The organism is Sphingomonas sp. AC522 (genome assembly GCF_979258125.1).
The window spans coordinates 1,443,007-1,459,958 of sequence record NZ_OZ409836.1; the positions used below are offsets into that span (position 1 = coordinate 1,443,007).

At 63.4% G+C, this 16,952-nt stretch carries 17 protein-coding genes and 1 tRNA gene; 10 read left to right on the forward strand and 8 right to left on the reverse strand.

The features are described from left to right. Positions 1 to 18 precede the first annotated feature (18 nt). The 3 genes from ACZZZM_RS07130 to ACZZZM_RS07140 all read left to right on the forward strand — a co-directional run bounded on the left by ACZZZM_RS07130 (position 19) and on the right by ACZZZM_RS07140 (position 1,492). Positions 19 to 104, forward strand: a tRNA-Tyr gene (locus ACZZZM_RS07130). Between the two features lie 441 nt (positions 105 to 545). Next, positions 546 to 746, forward strand: coding sequence for a 30S ribosomal protein S21 (gene rpsU / locus ACZZZM_RS07135; protein WP_463594414.1), 201 nt, complete (start codon positions 546 to 548; stop codon positions 744 to 746). A gap of 56 nt (positions 747 to 802) precedes the next feature. Further along, positions 803 to 1,492 carry an alpha/beta hydrolase gene (locus ACZZZM_RS07140; protein WP_463594415.1) on the forward strand — a complete coding sequence of 230 codons (690 nt, stop codon included), beginning with the start codon at positions 803 to 805 and terminating at the stop codon, positions 1,490 to 1,492. Positions 1,493 to 1,589: 97 nt separating this feature from the next. Here ACZZZM_RS07140 and ACZZZM_RS07145 read toward each other — a convergent pair whose 3' ends face one another. Both ACZZZM_RS07145 and ACZZZM_RS07150 read right to left on the reverse strand, forming a co-directional pair. Beyond that, positions 1,590 to 2,840 carry a PAS domain-containing protein gene (locus ACZZZM_RS07145; protein WP_463594416.1) on the reverse strand — a complete coding sequence of 417 codons (1,251 nt, stop codon included), beginning with the start codon at positions 2,838 to 2,840 and terminating at the stop codon, positions 1,590 to 1,592. Positions 2,841 to 2,842: 2 nt separating this feature from the next. Further along, positions 2,843 to 3,451: a PAS domain-containing protein gene (locus ACZZZM_RS07150; protein ID WP_463594417.1), complete on the reverse strand. Its 609-nt coding sequence runs from the start codon at positions 3,449 to 3,451 to the stop codon at positions 2,843 to 2,845. A 134-nt stretch (positions 3,452 to 3,585) separates the two neighbouring features. Between ACZZZM_RS07150 and ACZZZM_RS07155 the strand changes: the two genes are divergently transcribed. From ACZZZM_RS07155 to ACZZZM_RS07165, 3 genes are read left to right on the forward strand one after another with little or no spacing between them, the layout of a single operon-like run. After that, positions 3,586 to 4,761 carry a zinc-dependent alcohol dehydrogenase gene (locus tag ACZZZM_RS07155; RefSeq protein WP_463594418.1) on the forward strand — a complete coding sequence of 392 codons (1,176 nt, stop codon included), beginning with the start codon at positions 3,586 to 3,588 and terminating at the stop codon, positions 4,759 to 4,761. 29 nt (positions 4,762 to 4,790) lie between these two features. Then, the gene (locus ACZZZM_RS07160) at positions 4,791 to 5,381 is read left to right on the forward strand and encodes a hypothetical protein (RefSeq protein WP_463594419.1); all 591 of its coding nucleotides are present in this window, start codon (positions 4,791 to 4,793) and stop codon (positions 5,379 to 5,381) included. Between the two features lie 21 nt (positions 5,382 to 5,402). Continuing rightward, a complete protein-coding gene (locus ACZZZM_RS07165; RefSeq protein ID WP_463594420.1) occupies positions 5,403 to 6,491 on the forward strand; it encodes an ion channel in 1,089 nt (362 codons plus the stop codon). Between the two features lie 46 nt (positions 6,492 to 6,537). Here the strand turns inward: ACZZZM_RS07165 and ACZZZM_RS07170 are convergent, their stop codons facing one another. Both ACZZZM_RS07170 and ACZZZM_RS07175 read right to left on the reverse strand, forming a co-directional pair. Then, positions 6,538 to 7,284, reverse strand: a complete 747-nt coding sequence (locus ACZZZM_RS07170; protein WP_463594421.1) for a type 1 glutamine amidotransferase domain-containing protein — start codon at positions 7,282 to 7,284, stop codon at positions 6,538 to 6,540. A gap of 169 nt (positions 7,285 to 7,453) precedes the next feature. Then, positions 7,454 to 10,009: a PAS domain-containing protein gene (locus ACZZZM_RS07175; protein ID WP_463594422.1), complete on the reverse strand. Its 2,556-nt coding sequence runs from the start codon at positions 10,007 to 10,009 to the stop codon at positions 7,454 to 7,456. Positions 10,010 to 10,253: 244 nt separating this feature from the next. Here ACZZZM_RS07175 and ACZZZM_RS07180 point away from each other — a divergent pair, with 244 nt between their 5' ends. Next, entirely contained in the window at positions 10,254 to 10,937 is a 684-nt protein-coding gene (locus ACZZZM_RS07180) for a PilZ domain-containing protein (protein ID WP_463594423.1), read from the forward strand. 34 nt (positions 10,938 to 10,971) lie between these two features. Here the strand turns inward: ACZZZM_RS07180 and ACZZZM_RS07185 are convergent, their stop codons facing one another. From ACZZZM_RS07185 to ACZZZM_RS07195, 3 genes are read right to left on the reverse strand one after another with little or no spacing between them, the layout of a single operon-like run. Then, entirely contained in the window at positions 10,972 to 12,627 is a 1,656-nt protein-coding gene (locus ACZZZM_RS07185) for a recombinase family protein (RefSeq protein WP_463594424.1), read from the reverse strand. Continuing rightward, positions 12,624 to 13,043, reverse strand: coding sequence for a DUF2924 domain-containing protein (locus tag ACZZZM_RS07190; protein WP_463594425.1), 420 nt, complete (start codon positions 13,041 to 13,043; stop codon positions 12,624 to 12,626). Before ACZZZM_RS07190 ends, ACZZZM_RS07185 begins: the two co-directional genes overlap by 4 nt. Then, entirely contained in the window at positions 13,040 to 13,549 is a 510-nt protein-coding gene (locus tag ACZZZM_RS07195; protein ID WP_463594426.1) for a DUF3489 domain-containing protein, read from the reverse strand. Before ACZZZM_RS07195 ends, ACZZZM_RS07190 begins: the two co-directional genes overlap by 4 nt. 223 nt (positions 13,550 to 13,772) lie before the next feature. Here ACZZZM_RS07195 and ACZZZM_RS07200 point away from each other — a divergent pair, with 223 nt between their 5' ends. After that, positions 13,773 to 13,979 (forward strand): hypothetical protein, encoded by a 207-nt coding sequence (locus ACZZZM_RS07200; protein WP_463594427.1) that lies wholly within the window; start codon positions 13,773 to 13,775, stop codon positions 13,977 to 13,979. A 64-nt stretch (positions 13,980 to 14,043) separates the two neighbouring features. On the opposite strand, the gene ACZZZM_RS07205 is transcribed toward ACZZZM_RS07200, so the two are convergent. Continuing rightward, positions 14,044 to 14,769 (reverse strand): SHOCT domain-containing protein, encoded by a 726-nt coding sequence (locus ACZZZM_RS07205; RefSeq protein ID WP_463594428.1) that lies wholly within the window; start codon positions 14,767 to 14,769, stop codon positions 14,044 to 14,046. Positions 14,770 to 14,884: 115 nt separating this feature from the next. On the opposite strand from ACZZZM_RS07205, the gene ACZZZM_RS07210 reads away from it, so the two are divergent. Beyond that, positions 14,885 to 15,088, forward strand: coding sequence for a helix-turn-helix domain-containing protein (locus tag ACZZZM_RS07210; RefSeq protein WP_463594429.1), 204 nt, complete (start codon positions 14,885 to 14,887; stop codon positions 15,086 to 15,088). Between the two features lie 227 nt (positions 15,089 to 15,315). Then, positions 15,316 to 16,947, forward strand: coding sequence for a DUF4153 domain-containing protein (locus tag ACZZZM_RS07215; protein WP_463594430.1), 1,632 nt, complete (start codon positions 15,316 to 15,318; stop codon positions 16,945 to 16,947). Positions 16,948 to 16,952: the final 5 nt, after the last annotated feature.

Below are 16,952 nucleotides of genomic sequence, written 5' to 3' on the forward strand. Positions count from 1 at the left end.
TCGCCAAGGGCGCCCAATGGACAGGTGGCCGAGTGGTTAAAGGCAGCAGACTGTAAATCTGCCCGTGCAAGCGTACGCTGGTTCGAATCCAGCCCTGTCCACCATACAGTCGCGGTTTCCGGCTTGGGAAATCTGAGACGCCGCAAAGTCGCCGGATTGCGCGGGACACACCCGTGCATTGTCAACCACAGAGCATAATTCCGCCGCGCGAAAAGCCCATTGTATGGGCGCTTTCTCCGCCCGTATGTTAGGTGGTTGACACTCAAAATGGGCACTGGCTGGTTGATCGCGATGGGCCGGATGTGGGCCGCTAGGCGACTGTGTGGTTTTAAGACGAGGGCCCCGGTAAGGGCCGTCCTCCTAATGGTCGAGACGACGCGCCCGCCCACGAATACGCTGGGCAGCAGTTACAACTTGCGGAGGCTGAACGAGAGGCAACATCAATCTCCTGAACAACCGTAGCTCGTTCCTTGGCTTAGTTACTCTCTGGCTGTAGAGCCGCGCGAATTCGATCAAGCGCCACAACAGCTGGAAGCCGAGCTAGCATGCAAATCATCGTTCGCGACAACAATGTCGATCAAGCCCTCCGCGCTCTCAAGAAGAAGTTGCAGCGCGAAGGCGTTTATCGCGAGATGAAGGTGCGTCGGCATTATGAGAAGCCTTCGGAAATGAGAGCGCGTGAGCGTGCAGCAGCAATAAGCCGTGCGCGAAAGGCCGATCGTAAACGTGCGGAAAAAGACAAATAACGAGAAATCGCCACCGGGGCCTGTAGTCCGAGACGCTGCACACTGACTAGCTCGTCATGACGATTGAGATCCGCATGTCCAAAATTTCAAACGGTGCGAGCCTGCAGCCCAATTCAGGCCGCCCTCCAAAGCAGATCATCCTGCTCCTCCATGGCTACGGCTCCAATGGTGCCGATCTCATTTCGCTTGCCCCACATTGGCGGCGCGCATTGCCAGATGCCCTGTTTCTAGCTCCCAATGCGCCTCAGCGCTGCGGTGGGATGGAATCTGGTTACCAGTGGTGGCCGCTTTCAGCATTTACGCCCCAGGCCTTGGCATTGGGTGCAGCCAGCGCGGCCCCGGCGATAAATGCCTTTATCGACCGGAAGCTAGCTCAGTACGGCTTGGAAAATGCCGACTTGGCAATCGTCGGATTCAGCCAGGGCACCATGATGGCACTCCATGTTGGGCTGCGGCGCGAGACCCAGATTGCAGGAATATTGGGATATTCTGGCATGCTGACCGGCGCCGCAGATCTTGCTCATCAAAAGATTACGACACCACCAGTACTGCTCGTTCACGGCGCAGCTGACTCAGTCGTCCCCGTGTCAGCATTGCACGCGGCCGAACACGCGCTGCGCCGACTTGGGATCAACGTCGCCACCCATGTGTCGGCCGGGCTTGGTCACAGCGTCGATCCTGTTGGGCTAAGTATGGGGGCCGAGTTTATCGCGAGGGTCCTCAACCGGGAATTCTCCTCCGAATAGCGTAACTAACGACAGCTCTTGGGCCGTCAGCGGACTGACCGCTCCGGAACGGCTAAGCGAGATAGTGGACGTGCCCCGACAGCACCTATCGCCGCCTCTAGAGAGCCGGATGTTTAACTGATACTGCGCCGCCCGACGGAAAGATGCCCGCGGACAAAGCGACCTGCAGAAGCTCCATCAAAGTGCTCGCGTTCAGCCGGTTCATGACGTGCGCGCGATGCAACTCGACCGTGCGGGGACTTATCCCGAGCTTCCGTCCGATCGACTTGTTCGTTCCGCCCTCGACGAGGCCCTCCAGCACTTCGCGTTCCCTAGGGGTCAACCGCGCCAGGCGGGCGCTGGCGCTTTCATCGTTGGTCATCGGTCGCATGGCCCCCACGCATTCCGCCATAGCTGCGGGAAGCCTGCAGCGGAGATTTGCTTCCTCCACGAGAAGGACGTCGAGGGCTCCTGCCTTCATTGCGCCGACGGCCGCGCCGACGTCCGCCCCCGGTGCTTCTAGCGCTATCGTCGGCAATGGGATCGTTCGGGCTTTGAGTTCGCGTGGAATTGAGAGCCCGTCTTCTCTGGCTTTGCGAAGGTCGACGAGCACGCACCCGGGAGCGAGCACCGGGGCCATTTCGAGAAAGGCCGAGGCATTTGTGAAGATCTGCGCGCGATAGCCTTCGGCTCTGACGATCGATGCCAGCCGGCGCGCCTCTGCTGCCCTGCTACAGACGATATAGGCCTGACGAACATCTTCCTGCGTCAGGTCTTCCGTGATCCCCCCAATCTGAGCAACGGCGCCTTGCTCATCGAGTATCGGAAAGCTCGTTTCGCGAAGCGAGCGGACGGAGCCATCTGGCGGGCGGACGATCCGATATTCGAATTGGGCGACTTCGCCGGCCTTCACGACCCCAAGCGCGTGTTCGACCTGCTGCCGGTCGTCCGGATGGACGTCGTCCAACCACTCGGCGAAGCGGCTGGGCGCTTCGGCACAAGGCACGCCCCAGATCCTCTCATAGGCGGCGCTGCGATAGACGATCGTGTCCTCCTTGGGGTCGCCGATCCAGATAAGGTTGCTGCTGTTGTCGGCGAAGCTGCGGAACTGAGCTTCGCTTGCGCGGATCGCTTCCTCGTTGCGGCGCTGCGCAGTGACTTCGATCGCTGCACCGATGAACCTGGTGGCGCGACCTTGCGAGAAAGTCGTCTGGCCCGACGTGGCGACGTGGCGAGTGACGCCGTCGCGCCCGATGACGCGATATTCAAGCTTGTAGCGGCCGTCGCCCGATGGATCGATGCATGCGGCGATGGCGCGCTGGACCCGCGGCAGATCATCCGGGTGGATGCCCTCTTCGAATACATCCATGCTCACTTCGACGTCGGGTGACAGGCCCAGATCGCACGCAGCCTTTCGTCCCATTCCAGCGCGCCGCTAATCGGATCCCAGGAATAGATTGCGAGGCCGGCCAGCTCGGTCGCCGCGCTAAGGCGCGCCTCGTTGCTTCTCAATTCCTCCTCGATCGAATGGCGCTCGCTCGTATCGCGCGACACGCCGACAACCAGTTCGACGGTGCCGTCCTCGGTGCGCGCCGGTCCCCACAGGAAGTCGAAATAGGCGCCGCGCCCGGTCGGGCTGCGGTAAAAGACCTCGTCCTCGACCGTGACTCCGTCTTTCAGCACGCGATCGATATGGCCGTTGAGCCGATCGGCGAGATCCTTGGGATAATCCAAGTCGGCGAAGGTCTTGCCGAGCAGTTCGTCTGCGGAACGCCCGAACAGGCTGAGCATGGCAGGGTTCGCATAGGCAAAGCGCCGCTGCGAATCGAAGGCATATACATAGTCGGGTATCGCCGACAGGGTAGCCGCGGCCACGCGAGCTGGCGGGCTCGGCGCGTCACTCACGACGGCCGCCATCGACTCGCCCATCTCCTGCAGAGCTGAATCGAATTCCATATCGGTGGTCCGAATGTATCGCACGTGCCGGCCCTCGAGCGTTTGCCGGCGGGCCGGCAATGACCGGCACCCCCGGAAGGTTCCCTAGGGATCGTCCGGATGCGCCCCGCTGTCATTCACATAGATAGCGCCCCTCCGCACATTCGGAGGAGATTCGCATGAAAGCTTTAGTCTGGCACGGGAAGGAGGATGTCCGTTACGACACGGTGACCGATCCCGAGATCGAGGATCCGCGCGACGCGGTCATCAAGGTGACGAGTTGCGCGATCTGCGGCTCCGATCTCCACCTCTTCCATAACATGATTCCCGCTTTGCTGCCGGGAGACGTGCTCGGCCACGAGACGATGGGCGAAGTCGTCGAGGTCGGTAGCGCGGCCAAGAGCTCGCTCAAGGTGGGCGACCGCGTCGTCATTCCCTTCACCATCCAGTGCGGCGAGTGCGATCAGTGCCGCCGCGGCAACTTCTCGGTATGTCAGCGGACCAACCGGAAGGGCGAACTTGCCGACAAGGCGTTCGGCCACCGGACCGCGGGGCTGTTCGGATACACCCACCTCACCGGCGGCTATCCCGGCGGCCAGGCCGAATATCTGCGCGTGCCCTTCGCCGACACCACCCACATCAAGGTGCCGGACGGCATCGAGGACGAGAAGCTGCTGTTCCTGTCCGACATCCTGCCGACCGGCTGGCAGGCGGCGGTGCAGGCCGACATCCAGCCGGGCGATACCGTCGCCGTCTGGGGCTGCGGCCCGGTCGGGCAGATGACGATCCGCTCGGCGATCCTGCTCGGCGCGGAGCAGGTGATCGCGATCGATTACTTGCCCGAACGCCTCTCGATGGCGGCTGCCGCCGGCGCGATCACCCTCAATTTCCTGGAGGAAAGCGTCATCGAGCGGCTCAACGAGCTGACCAATGGCGAAGGCCCGCACAAATGCATCGATGCGGTCGGCGCGGAGAGCCATGTCACCCCGAGTCAGCCCGACACGCTGATCGATCGCGCCAAGCAGATGCTGCTGGCAGAGAACGACCGCCCGCACGTGCTGCGCGAGATGATCTATGTCTGCCGGCCTGGCGGGGTCATCTCGATCATCGGCGTCTACACGGGCCTCGTCGACAAGATTCCGATGGGCCAGGCGATGAACAAGGGGCTGACCTTCCGCATGGCCCAGGCGCACGTCCCGCGCTGGACCGACGACCTGCTGCGCCGGATCGAGGACGACCAGATCGATCCGTCCTTCGTGATCACTCACAAGGTCGATCTTTCCCAAGGTCCCGAAATGTATCGCACGTTTCGCGACAAGGCGGACGGCTGCATCAAGGTCATGCTCCAGCCCTGAACGATCCCCATTTCACACGAGGTTTCATCATGCCACTCACCAATGCTACCCAAATAACCCGCTCGGAAGGGGATCCCCGCGTCGAGCAGAAGGGCCCAAGCTCGCTCCCGAGCGCAGATCGGCTGGCGCGCGCGCTGGGCTGGTTCTCGATCGGCCTGGGCGTCGCCGAACTGGTGGCGCCGGGCAAGCTGGCCCGCACGCTCGGGCTCGACGACAAGGAAGGCCTGATCCGCGCTTATGGCGCGCGCGAGCTGGCGAGCGCCGTACCGACGCTGTCGGTAGACAAGCCGGTGGGCCTCGCCGCACGGATCGCGGGCGATGCGCTCGATCTCGGCACGCTCGCCACGGCGCTGCACCGCGACAACCCCAAGCGCCGCAACGCCGCGATCGCCACCGCCATGGTCGCCGGCATCACCTTGCTCGATATCGTCGCCTATACGGGCACCAAGGCCGCGCATCGTCGCGAGCCTGGCAGCGACCGCGATTATTCCGATCGCAGCGGTTTCCCGCGCGGCGCCGAAGCATCGCGCGGCCTTGCCCGCAGGGACTTCGAAACCCCGCCCGACTACCGCGCCGAGGGGACGGTAGCGGACGCGCTTCCCGAGCTGGTTGCATATTGAAGCGCAAGAGAGGCATCGATCATGACTCTCGAACAGATCGGCGGGGCGGGCGTGATGGCGCTCTTCCTCGCCGACATCTTCCTGACGGTGCTCTATGCACGCGCTGGCACCGGGCTGCTCGCTCCGCACTGGAACCGGGCGGTCTGGGCGGCGCTTAGCGGGGTGGCGCGATTGTTCGGCCGCCGCCGCGGCGCGGTCCTGTCGTTCGGCGGGCCGCTGATTGTCATTTCGCTGATCGCCTTCTGGGCGCTCGGGCTGACGGTCGGCGCCGCGCTCCTCATCCGGCCCGAACTGGGCACCGCGATACGGCCGAGCAGTGGCGACTCGCCGACGGACTTCGTCACCGCGCTGCTCGTCGCCGGCAACAGCCTGTCGATCGTCGGCGGCGGCGATTATTCGCCGCACACCGCCGCTACCCGCATCCTTTACCTGCTTAACTCGCTGATCGGCGCCTCGGTGCTTTCGCTGGTGTTGAGCTATCTCGTCCAAGTCTATTCCGGGCTGCGCGAACGCAACGCCCTGGCGCTCAGCATTCACGTGATGACCGCCGGCACCGGCGATGCGGCCGAGATGCTGGCGAGACTCGGCCCGGACGGCGATTTCAGCGATGGCGCCAGCGAGCTCGGCAATCTCGTCCGGCCGCTCACCGCGACCAAGGAGGCGCACCATTTCTATCCGCTGCTGTTCTACTTCCGCTTCAGGGAGCCGATATATTCGGTGTCGCGGTTCAGTTTCATCCTGCTCGACCTCACCACGCTGATCGATACCACGCTCGATCGGGAGAAGCACAAGAAGCTGATCCGTTCGGCACCCGTCGAGGCTCTGCGCCAATGTGCCCGATTTCTGCTGGAGACATTGGACCGCAATTTCCCCACGACGGACGAAAAGCATGCCGGGCCGGCGGATGCTCCGCATCACGGCGAAAGCTATGCCGCGGCCATGGAGACGCTGCTGCGTGCCGGCATCGAGGCGCGGCCGGATCGGCTTAGCTATGCGGCGCAGCGCAATGACTGGGAACCGCTCGTTCGCCGGGTCGCGCCAGCTCTGGGCTATACGATGGACGAGATCGACTGCCGCCGGCCTGAGGGATCGGCGCGCGCGCCGGAATAGGTTCGCGCCCCGTCCCAAGGCCAAGGGAAAGCGACCGTCACACGGTCTAAACTGCCTCGAGATTCTCCGAGGCTTGAGGCGCGGACTGCCGCAGGGCTCGCGCGACGGCCTCGCCGACTCCGCGAGCACTGGCCGGGTTTTGCCCCGTGATCAACAGGCCGTCTTCCACGACGTGCTTTCCGAACGGCATCAGTGCCTTGGTATAACGCGCGCCACGCGCCTTCAGCTCTTCCTCGAGGTTGAACGGCACCACATCGTCGCGATTGTCGGCCTTTTCCTCCGCCCAGGAGAAGGCAGTCAGATCCTTGTCCTGAACGAGCCAGCGGCCGTCGCCCAGCTTCGCATCCAGGAAACCGACAAGGCCGTGGCAGACGGCCGAGACGACCTTGCCGCTTTCGTAGAATTCGGTGAGGAGCCGCCCGAGGTCGGGCGAGCGGAAATCCCACATCGTTCCGTGACCGCCGGCCAGATAGATGGCGTCGTAACCCGCCGCGCTGACCTCGGCGAGCGGCAAGGTGTGGTTGAGCCGATCCATGAACTGCTTGTCGCGGTAATGATTAGTGACGTCGCCGCCGAGCCGACTGTTGTGTCCCATCTCGGGCATCATCAATCCCTGCGGATCGAGCGGCACCCAGCCTCCGGACGGGCTCGCGATATCGCTTCGGAATCCCTGTTCTTCGACCGCGTCCCAGAAATGCGTGAGTTCGCCCAGCCACAGGCCGGTTCTGAAACCCACACGATCATATTGGTCGACGTTGGTCACGACGATGAGGATGTTGCCGGTGCGGTCCATGATGTCCTCTCAGTGTTCTGAGTGATGCGAGCCTCTTCCAGGGCGCGGGAGCGATATCGGCATGCTCGCACGCTGGGGGCATTCGGGTGATCCCTAAGGAACCTTCCGGGGCCGGCGGGCATTGCCGGTTCTCCGGCAACCTTGGCCGCATCCGCGACGGTTCTGACCGTCATCTCATCCGAAGAGAAACATCAGAAGCCGTGTCGTGGAGAGGGATGGTGAAGCAGAAGTCCGCGCCTCCGCGGCCATTCTGCTCGGCCCATATCTCGCCGCCGTGATTTTCGACGATGGTTCTGCAGATCGAAAGCCCGAGTCCCATGCCTTGCGGCTTGGTCGTAAAGCTGGCTCTGAAGATATCGTTCTTCAGCGCTTCCGGCACGCCGCCGCCTCCGTCGCTCACCCGGACGAGCGCCATCTGCCCTTCCGCAGGCAGCGCCGAGACCAGAATCCGCTTGGTCGAGCCCGATGCTTCGCTCGCCTCGCAGGCATTTCGAAGCAGGTTCAGCAAAACCTGCTCGATCTGGACCCGGTCGATCAGAACGGGGTCAGCTGCCGCGTCGATCTCGAGGCCGATTCCACGTCTTCCATTGACCTTGTGCCCGCACAAGTGGATCGCTTCGCCAATCGTTTCGCGCAGGCTGTCGGGTTTGCGTTCCGGCGCGGCATCGCTCGCCTGCTCGCGCAGCTTGCGGACGATGTCGGCCGCAAATTGCGCACCGCGCTCCGCACCCTCGATCGCCTGCAGGGCGGCGGCGCGCTCGCCCGGTTTGCCGCCTTCGACATAACGCCGGATGCCGCCGACGAAGCCCGAGATCGCGGTCAGTGGCTGGTTGAGCTCGTGGGCGAGCGTCGTAGCGAGCGCACCCATCGCGCTGAAACGCGAAAGATGCATGACCTCGGACTGCATGCGCTGGAGGGCAAGCTCGGCCTCCATGCCGCTCGTGATATCGAGGTTGAGCCCGACGAAGCGAGCCGCCCGGCCGCGGGATTCCGGCACCAGGCTCCCCAGTCCGAGCACCCACCGGCAATGTCCGTCCGCCGCCATCGTGCGGTAGCGGATGCACAGGCCCGTCCGGGCCCGCACCGCCTCGTTCAGCGCGTCCCGTGTGCTCGCCAGATCGTCGGCGTGCAGGCATGCGCTCCACTCGCCATTGCTCAGCTCGGCTGGGCCGTCTGGCACCAGCCCATGCATTTCTCGGCTGCGCGGACAGAGGCGGAGACCATAGGTATCGAGATCGAGATCCCATGTGCCGGCGCCGGCATTGCTCTGCGCGAGCGCGAGCCGCTCCAGCGCTTCCCTGGCGCGAGCGTCCTCGGCCTTGCGCTCGCTCACGTCGCAGGCGGTTCCAACCATTCTGAGCGGCGCGCCAGTCTGCGAATCGCGGGCGACGACACGTCCCCGATCGAAGTTCCAGCACCAGCTGCCGTCGCGGCGCCTGAGGCGATATTCGCAGGAAAAGGTGTCGCTGCGGCCGTCGAGATGGTCCTTCAGGCGCTCATCGAGAACGGGCCAATCGTCCGCGTGGACCAGTTCGCGGACCGCATCCAGGTCACCGCGCAATTCGCCCGGCGAATAGCCGAGGTGCTGGACGAAGCGGCCTGACATCGCGATCGTGCCGGTCTCGAAATTCCAGTCCCATGCGCCGTCCCCCGCCGCATCGAGCGCCATGCGGAGGGTTTCCTCGCTCATCTGCAGCGCCACGTTCGTCTGGCGCTCGGCGGTGATGTCGCGAAACGCGACCTGAAGGCCATGCGTCACTGGGCAGACGTTCACGTCGAACCAGCAATCGACATCAGGTTCGAAGAACTGAAAGCGGCTGGGCGTCTCCTGGTGGGCCGCGCGATGAAGCTCCGCCCAGCCCAGCGTGTGCACCGCCAAGGGGAAGCTGTCCCAGATGACTGCCCCGCGCAGATCCCTGCCGCGGCCGATCTTCTCCACGGCGTTCCGGTTCAGATAGGTGAAGCGCCACTCGCGATCGAGCAGGAAAATGCAGTCGATCGCACCCTCCAGCAGTTCGTCGGCCGGAGGCAGTGGCTCCGGCGCGCCCGAACTCGCGGGGGTTTCGGCTTCCGGCGCTAGCGTGGCGATTGGCGGGCTCGCGGGTTCGACACTCGCTCCGTTGAGCGGCGAGAGCCCGGCGTCGATCGCAATGCGAACCGCCTCCGGCAAGCTGCCGCAACCCAGATCCTCCATCATGCGCGCCCGGTGCATCTCTACGGTTCGATGGCTGAGCTCCAGATGACGCGCGATCGCCTTGTTGCTCAGGCCGCCAAGCAGTCCCTGCAGAATTTGGAGCTCACGCGGAGAGAGCTTCTCGATCCGGGCGAGCGCGTCCGAACGGCCCTGGGTGCGGCGGCGCTCCTGGGCACGCAGATCGAGCGCCCGGGCGACGGCGGCGAGAAGCTCCTGCTCCTTATAGGGCTTCTCGATGAAATCGACGGCACCAAGCTTCATTGCCTGGACCGCAGTGCCGAGATCGCCATGGCCGGTCATCATGATCGTCGGAATCGCGGTGCCTCGTTCCGTCAGCCGCGCCATCGTGCCGAGGCCGTCCAGGCCGGGCATGCGCAGATCGAGCAGCACGCACCCGCGCGCCAGGTTGGCGTGCTGCAGAAACTCCTCCGCGCTCGCATAGACTTCGGTTGGATAGCCGTGACTAGCGAGAAGATAACTGGTCGCGGCGCGAACGTGCGCGTCGTCGTCGACGATGTGGATCAGAGGCAACGCAAACACCTGACAGAGATGAACAGCCATTAGCCCATCTCGTTGCTAAAGCACGACTAATTCACATACCGTAGTTTTGCGGTACCGGATCGTGGAAGGCGGAGACTGGGCGCGACAGCCGGGTCCGGTTGGCCTCATTCATGCCGGTAGCGTAAACAGCTTCTTACGAACGCCATCGTAGCCGGTACGAATTGTTCATTCGACTGCCACCCTGCACCTTGGCCACTGGAGCAAAGGGGTATGTATGGCAACGAAGAAGGAAATTGGGCTGGGGCGGGCCGATGTCCCGAGCGCCATGGTCTGCGACATCAGACTGGCTACCGTCAACCGGGTCGCACGTCTGTTTGCGGGCGATGAAGCGGGGCTGGCGCGGATTCACTCGATCTCGAATGGCGGCGTCGAGCTCTCGTCGATGATGGATCTATCGATCGGCCAGAAAACCCGGCTCGATCTCTCGGAGACGGTTTCGATGGCTGCGACCATAATCGCGCGGGAGGGCAAGCGCCATTGCCTCGCCTTCCAGCACAACATCAACTGTGCCCATTTGTTGCGGCAATTGGTGGCGGAAGCACGCTCCAGCCGAGCCCGGCCCTTGCGCCTCCGGACGCCGCCGATGCGGGCGAGGTTTCAGAGCATCAAGGGTATCCACCAGCTCGAGATTCAAGACATCTCACAGCGAGGAATGCGCGTGCGTCACAATGAGCTCTTTGAGCCTGAGCTGCCGCTAGTGATTCAGCTGCCAAATGGGCGGGAATGCCGAGGCGTGGTGCGGTGGACGAAAAATGGCTCCGCAGGCGTGCAGCTTGTGGACATCCTCTCCGCCGATGACTTGGGGGCGACTAGCCGCTTGGATGCCGAATGGCAGATCCTGCATGTGGAACGCAAACTGTCGAAGTCCGCTTTCAGGGAGCCGGCGAGGGAGACTTAATGACTGAAACTAGGGCGCAAAGTGGTCATCGCGCTCATCCTCCGAACACCCCCGCTTGGCTATTCCAGCATTCAGAAAATTGGGTCCGCATTAAAGTTCGCGCGTAGAATTTAGCTGGTTGGTCGCCGGCGACGATGCGCTCGACGATGCGCGGCGACAGAAACGCGATGCGCATGGCGTTGGAGAGATAGGCTCGGGTCAGACCCTCCTCGCGAGCAAGGGCAGCGACATTGGTCTCGCCGTCTTTCAGTCGCGCCCACCACCGATGCGCTTTCGACAGGAGGCCAATCAGTGGCTCGTCAACGCGAGCCCCGCCAGCTCGCTTCCCATTGGTCTGCACTAAACGCATCGCTCTCCCGGATCGTGATAGTCGGGCGTCAACGCGGACACTGACCATCGCGTCTTCATCTGCCCGGCTAACGTTCAACGCCGCCGCCAGAATGTGAGACGAGATCTGTAGGCGTGCGCCGTCCGCATCCATGCGGACGCTCGATACAAGCTGCCGGATCAGTTCGCGGTCGCGCTGCCGAACCCGGGTTGCGAGGCCAGCGGCTGTGGCCCGGATGCCGGATAGGTCGATCCCATCGAGCCGAAGGGCTGCGTCAGCGATGAGCGTGATCGGTTCGTCGAAGGCGGCAGCGAGCCGCTCGACGAGGGCGCCCTCAATTTCCAGCGCGGGAATACGAATGATCGCGTGCTGTGGCTGCTCGTTTTCAGGGTCCAAGTTCTTGCTAATATAGTAGCGATACCGCCGCGTTCCCTTGTTGGCGTGGGTCGCGATCATCGGTTCATTACGAGGATCGAAGATCAATCCAGCCAGCAGGCTGGGGTGCGCCGCGCGCGGTTTGACGGGATTGCTGGCGTAATCGCCGAGCCGCTGCTGGACGGCATCCCATAGCGCGCGATCGAGCAGGGCAGGGTGCTGACCGGGATAGATCTGGCCCTTGTGCTCGATCTCGCCGACGTAAACGCGGTTCCTGAGCATCAGATATATTTGCCCGCGACCAAACAGTCCGCCCCCAAGCTGCCGGCCGGATACTGTCTGACGGAAGGGGGTGAGGATGCGCTCGGTTGCCAAACGGCGCTGGAGCTGCGGCACGGACCCGACTTCCAAATACATTGCGAACAGGCGCCGCACGACTACGGCATGATCCTCAACGATAGCCAGCGTGCGGCCCGCTGGCTTGTAGCCCATCGGCGCGACACCACCCATCCACATGCCTTTTGCCTTCGACGCCGCAATCTTGTCGCGAATGCGTTCGGCGGTGACCTCGCGTTCGAACTGGGCGAACGACAGCAGCATATTGAGCGTCAACCGGCCCATGCTGGTCGTTGTATTGAAGCTCTGCGTTACGCTGACGAAAGACGTGCCCGCGGCGTCGAATGTCTGAACCAGCTTCGAGAAATCCATCAGCGACCGGGTCAGGCGATCTACCTTATAGACAACCACGGTGTCGATATTGCCCGCGGAAATATCGACAAGCAGGCGCTGGAGGGCGGGCCGGTTGAGGGTGCCGCCTGAGATCCCGCCGTCATCATATTCATCCGGCAGCAGCGTCCAGCCTTCGCTGGCCTGGCTCATGACATAGGCGGCACATGCCTCCCGCTGGGCGTGGAGGGAGTTGAACCCCTGCTCCAGTCCATCGTCGGTAGATTTGCGTGTGTAGATGGCGCAGCGAATTTTGATCATCGCATCTGCCCTTCCTTGAGTCCGAAGAAGCGGGGGCCGGACCAGCGCGTGCCGGTGATCGCGCGAGCCACCTCGCTGAGGCTCCGCCAGCTGCGCTCATTCCACAGGATGCTGCGATCCTCGGCGATCGTGACGATGTGCACTTTCCCGTTCCATTCTCGGGCGAGACGCGTTCCAGGTGGGATGGCAATTGTCCGCTTCCTTCCTGCGCCATGATCCTCGAGGACGCGGCGCGCATCCCGCGACAAGCCGCCCAGCGCTTTCGCCTGCAGCTCGTAGGCGAGTGCCATGCGCAGCATGCCGTGACTGACCTTAGGGACGGGCGATCGGATGAGAGTTGCCCATCTGGAGCGCAGCTGCGCCGGCGACATCGTCGCCAGCGCAGCCAGTTCATTTTGCAGCCGGTCCGAGCTCACGCCTGTGCCACCACACGGTAGCAGGTTGCATCGTCGCGCTTGCTCTTCTCGAGGTCATGGCCCTTCTTACGCAGGCCGGTCAGTGCTGCGCGCGTCGTGTGCCGAAGCCATCCCGTTGCGGTGACCAGTTCGTCGAGCGTCGCGCCGTCAGGTCGCTTGAGCATGTCGAGTAATAGGCTAGCCTTGGTAACTTTCGGCGCTGTTTCAGGCTTCGGTGGGTTGGCGGTCGAGAGCGATTGCTTCGGGTCAACCTCGTCGGTGCCGATGGCGGCCCGGCCCGCATCGGTGATGCGCACGCCAATGAGCTTGCCGTCCTCCTCGCGCCAGCAGAATTGTGCCTCGGTAACCGGTCCCTCTTCCGCGAGCACCTTCTTGATCAGCGCCGCGATTGCCTTGGTGGCGCGGTCGGCTGCGCCGCCGAGCGTGTCGGGGAGGGGCATCAGGCTGCCATTGTCGCGCTGCGAAGCAGTGGCGAGCAGGATCAGCTGGGTGTCGTTGAGCTTCATGACGGTGGTCCTTGTTCAGGCGAGCGGCACCGTGCCGCTCCCACCGCCCAAAGCCCCGCCAGTCGCGCTGGCCGGGGGTGGCAGCCGGTCAATGCCGGCTGCGATTCACACGAACACCAATGCTTGCGTTCGCCGCCAAGTCGAATGGAATGTGCAGCGATAAAGCTGGTTCTGGACTTCGTCGGGCACTTCGTCACTTCGTGGGGCAGAAGGAGGCCAGCCAGTGGACGAGGATGAGCGGATCGAGCTGGCCAGACGCATGTTCGCGGAGCTAACCGGCATGCTGGAAGATCCGGCGGAAGTGGCCGTCGAAGGGCAGGGGCGCCGTGGTCTGTCGGCCTACGCTGAACTGGCCGAGCGCCTCCGAAGTGGAGGCGCTCGGGTTGCGCTGATCGCGGAAGCTGCGGCGGCTCTCATTAGCCAGAAGTAGATAGGCAGTTTGCAGTGTTGGCTGCCGTTACGCCTCGATCAATCAATCAGACACGGCGGGACGCTCACTGCGCGTCGCTTTGAAGCAAACGCTGCTTTTGATTGGTGAATTCAGCTTCTGAAAGGGCCCCGGCCTGATGCAGTTCCCATAGCTTCCCGATCCGCTGACCAAGCTCCGGCGTTGGTAGTTCAGCGGCGGGCGATGCCAACGGCAAACGATCGCGCCCCGTCGTGCGCATGGCGTTCAGCAGGAGCGCATGAAAGTGCTCGAGCTGCTGAGCAGGCCCGGCAAGTTTGCGGGCGTTGGGCTTCACTCCTTTTCCACCGACGCGGAAAAACACCACACGGTGGGATGGGCGCGAGGGGTGCTCGATGACGATCTTCAGGGAAAGGTCGTTCACCCGCTGGCGCGTCGCCTTCGACCCTGTGAGGCCGCCGAGCAGTAGACCCATCGGGCCCAGCAAGACATTGCCAACCACGCCGCCCAGCACCTGTGAGCCGCGGTTGGTTGTAGTCAGCGACGTGCCGTTGCTTTCAACCTCAACCCGGCACAGGTCGTCCCAAGATGCCTCAACATGATTGTTGAGGGATCCGACCACGATGCTGCGATTGTCTGATCCGATCGCGAGCAGCGACGGGTCCAGGATCGCGTCTGACATGAAAATCTGCCAGCCCTGATGTTCGCTCGTGAATGCCAATTTTTGCTGCGCGACGCGCTTGTTCACTGCATTGCCCTTGATGAGCAACCAGACGAACCCGCCGCCCAGCAATATTAGAAGTATCAATCCCACAAACGTCTCCTGTCGACCATCAGTGACGTAGCAATGCTTGGTAGGCCGGGGCAGTCAACCAAATTGTCACTGATCGTCTGTAGATCGATAGGCGACAGGCGCGTCAGTCAGGCGCGTGGATATTCGCAAGCGCCTTGGTTCAAATGTTCGCCGCCTTCGCGAAGCGAAGGGCTGGAGCCAGGAGCGCTACGCCGATGAGGCGGACATCCACCGGACCTATGTCAGTGACATCGAGCGCGGTGCGCGCAATCCGACAATCAGTGTAGTGGAAAAGCTGGCGAAGCCGTTTGGAGTATCGACAGGATCCCTTCTGAATTAGCCGCACGTGTCGGCTTTGCGCCCCAGTATCAGTCGTTCAGTGAGTTTGGGGCAACGCCTGAAAGCGGCTGTTCGAAATCATCTGGTGAACGTTCAAAATGACCGCTGCGCTGCCATTTCCATCTGCACCGCATCTGCATGGGATGACCGCACAAAACAAACCGGGATCACCCGCTGATCGACACCTGAGAGTGCGATGACACTCCCCGCCACAAGGGAGAATGTCGCATGTCGTTGAAGGTCATATCCAGCCTTGCCGCCAAGGCCGCCGCCGCGGCCGGGCTGGTGATATTGGGCGACGTGCTGTTCTGGAGAGGCGGCGGGATCGGCTCCAATCTCGGCCTGTTCGCATTTGCCTGGACCCTGGTCACATTGCTGCTGACCCCAATCGTCTGGCGCAAGCGCGGAAGCTGGCTGGCAACCGGCGCGGCATTGCTGCTGGCGGCCGTCCTGCTCGACCGGCCCGGGCTTCTCGCCTTCATGCTCTTCTGGTCCGCGCTCACCATGGCGGTGCTGCTGCCGCGCTCCGCCGGGTTCGATCATGCCGGCCGATGGGCGCTGCGCCTCGCGCTCCACGGCGTCGTCAGCATTGCCGGTCCCTGGCTGGACCTGTTCCGGATGCGCAAACATGCCGATGGGCGCGCGCAAATCGCCCCTTTGCTGCCGCTATTGCCGCTGCCGCTGATCGGCGGCGCGGTGTTCCTGGCGTTGTTCGCCAGTGCAAACCCGCTGATCGGCAATGCGCTGCTGCGGATCGGGGCGCCCGATATCGACTTCTTCACGGTGGTCCATGTCGTCTTCTGGATGCTGCTGCTCACCATGGTGTGGGCGACGCTGCGGCCGCCGCGTCCCCGGATCGAACCCATGATCGAAAGTGACGACGTCATCCTCGATATTCCCGGTATCTCGGTCGGCTCGGTTACGCTCTCCCTGCTCACCTTCAACGCGCTGTTCGCGGTGCAGAACGGTCTCGACCTTGCGTTCCTGTGGAGCGGAGCACCGCTGCCCGCGGGCGTGACACTGGCGGATTATGCGCATCGCGGCGCCTATCCGCTCATCGCTACGGCATTGCTCGCCGGATTGTTTGTGCTGGTCGCGCTCAGGCCGGGATCCAACACTGCTGCGGTGCGCGCGATCCGGTGGCTGGTCGTGCTGTGGATCGCCCAGAACCTATTTCTGGTCGCCTCGAGCATCTTGCGCACGCTCGACTATGTGGAAATCTACTCGCTCACCCGGCTGCGCATCGCGGCCTTGCTGTGGATGGCGCTCGTAGCCATCGGGCTGGTCCTGATCGTCTGGCGGATGCTGCGCGGGAAAAGCGCGGCGTGGCTCATCAACGCCAATGTCGCCGCGGCTTTACTCGTGCTCACGGCATGCAGCGCAGTCGATCTCGGCTCGGTCGCTGCCGCCTGGAATATCCGCCACGCGCGCGAAGCCGGGGGCAAGGGCGCCGATCTCGATCTGTGCTACCTCGATCAGCTCGGGCCCTCGGCGCTCGTTTCGCTGGTCCGCCTTGAGGCGCGCGGGAGGCTGTCGCCGGCATTTGCCGAACGCCTGCGCTGGGTACGGCATCGGGTGCTGGCGAGCACGATCGAAGGCCAGGGCCGCGGAGGGTGGACCTGGCGCAATGCTAGGCGGCTGGAGCAGGTTCGGGGGCTCATTGGCGGGGCCACGCTCGCGGCGCCGCCGGCTGCGGGCCCGACCGGCCGGGGTTGCGACGGCGTGCCCTTTCCACCGCCCCCTCCGAGTGTCGATCCCGCAGCCTTAGCCACACCGGCCGCTGCGCCGGCGATCCCGGTCACGCATGCCGCCCCGGCACTATCGCCCATCCCGCCATTGACGAATGAGCCCCAGCGATGATCATG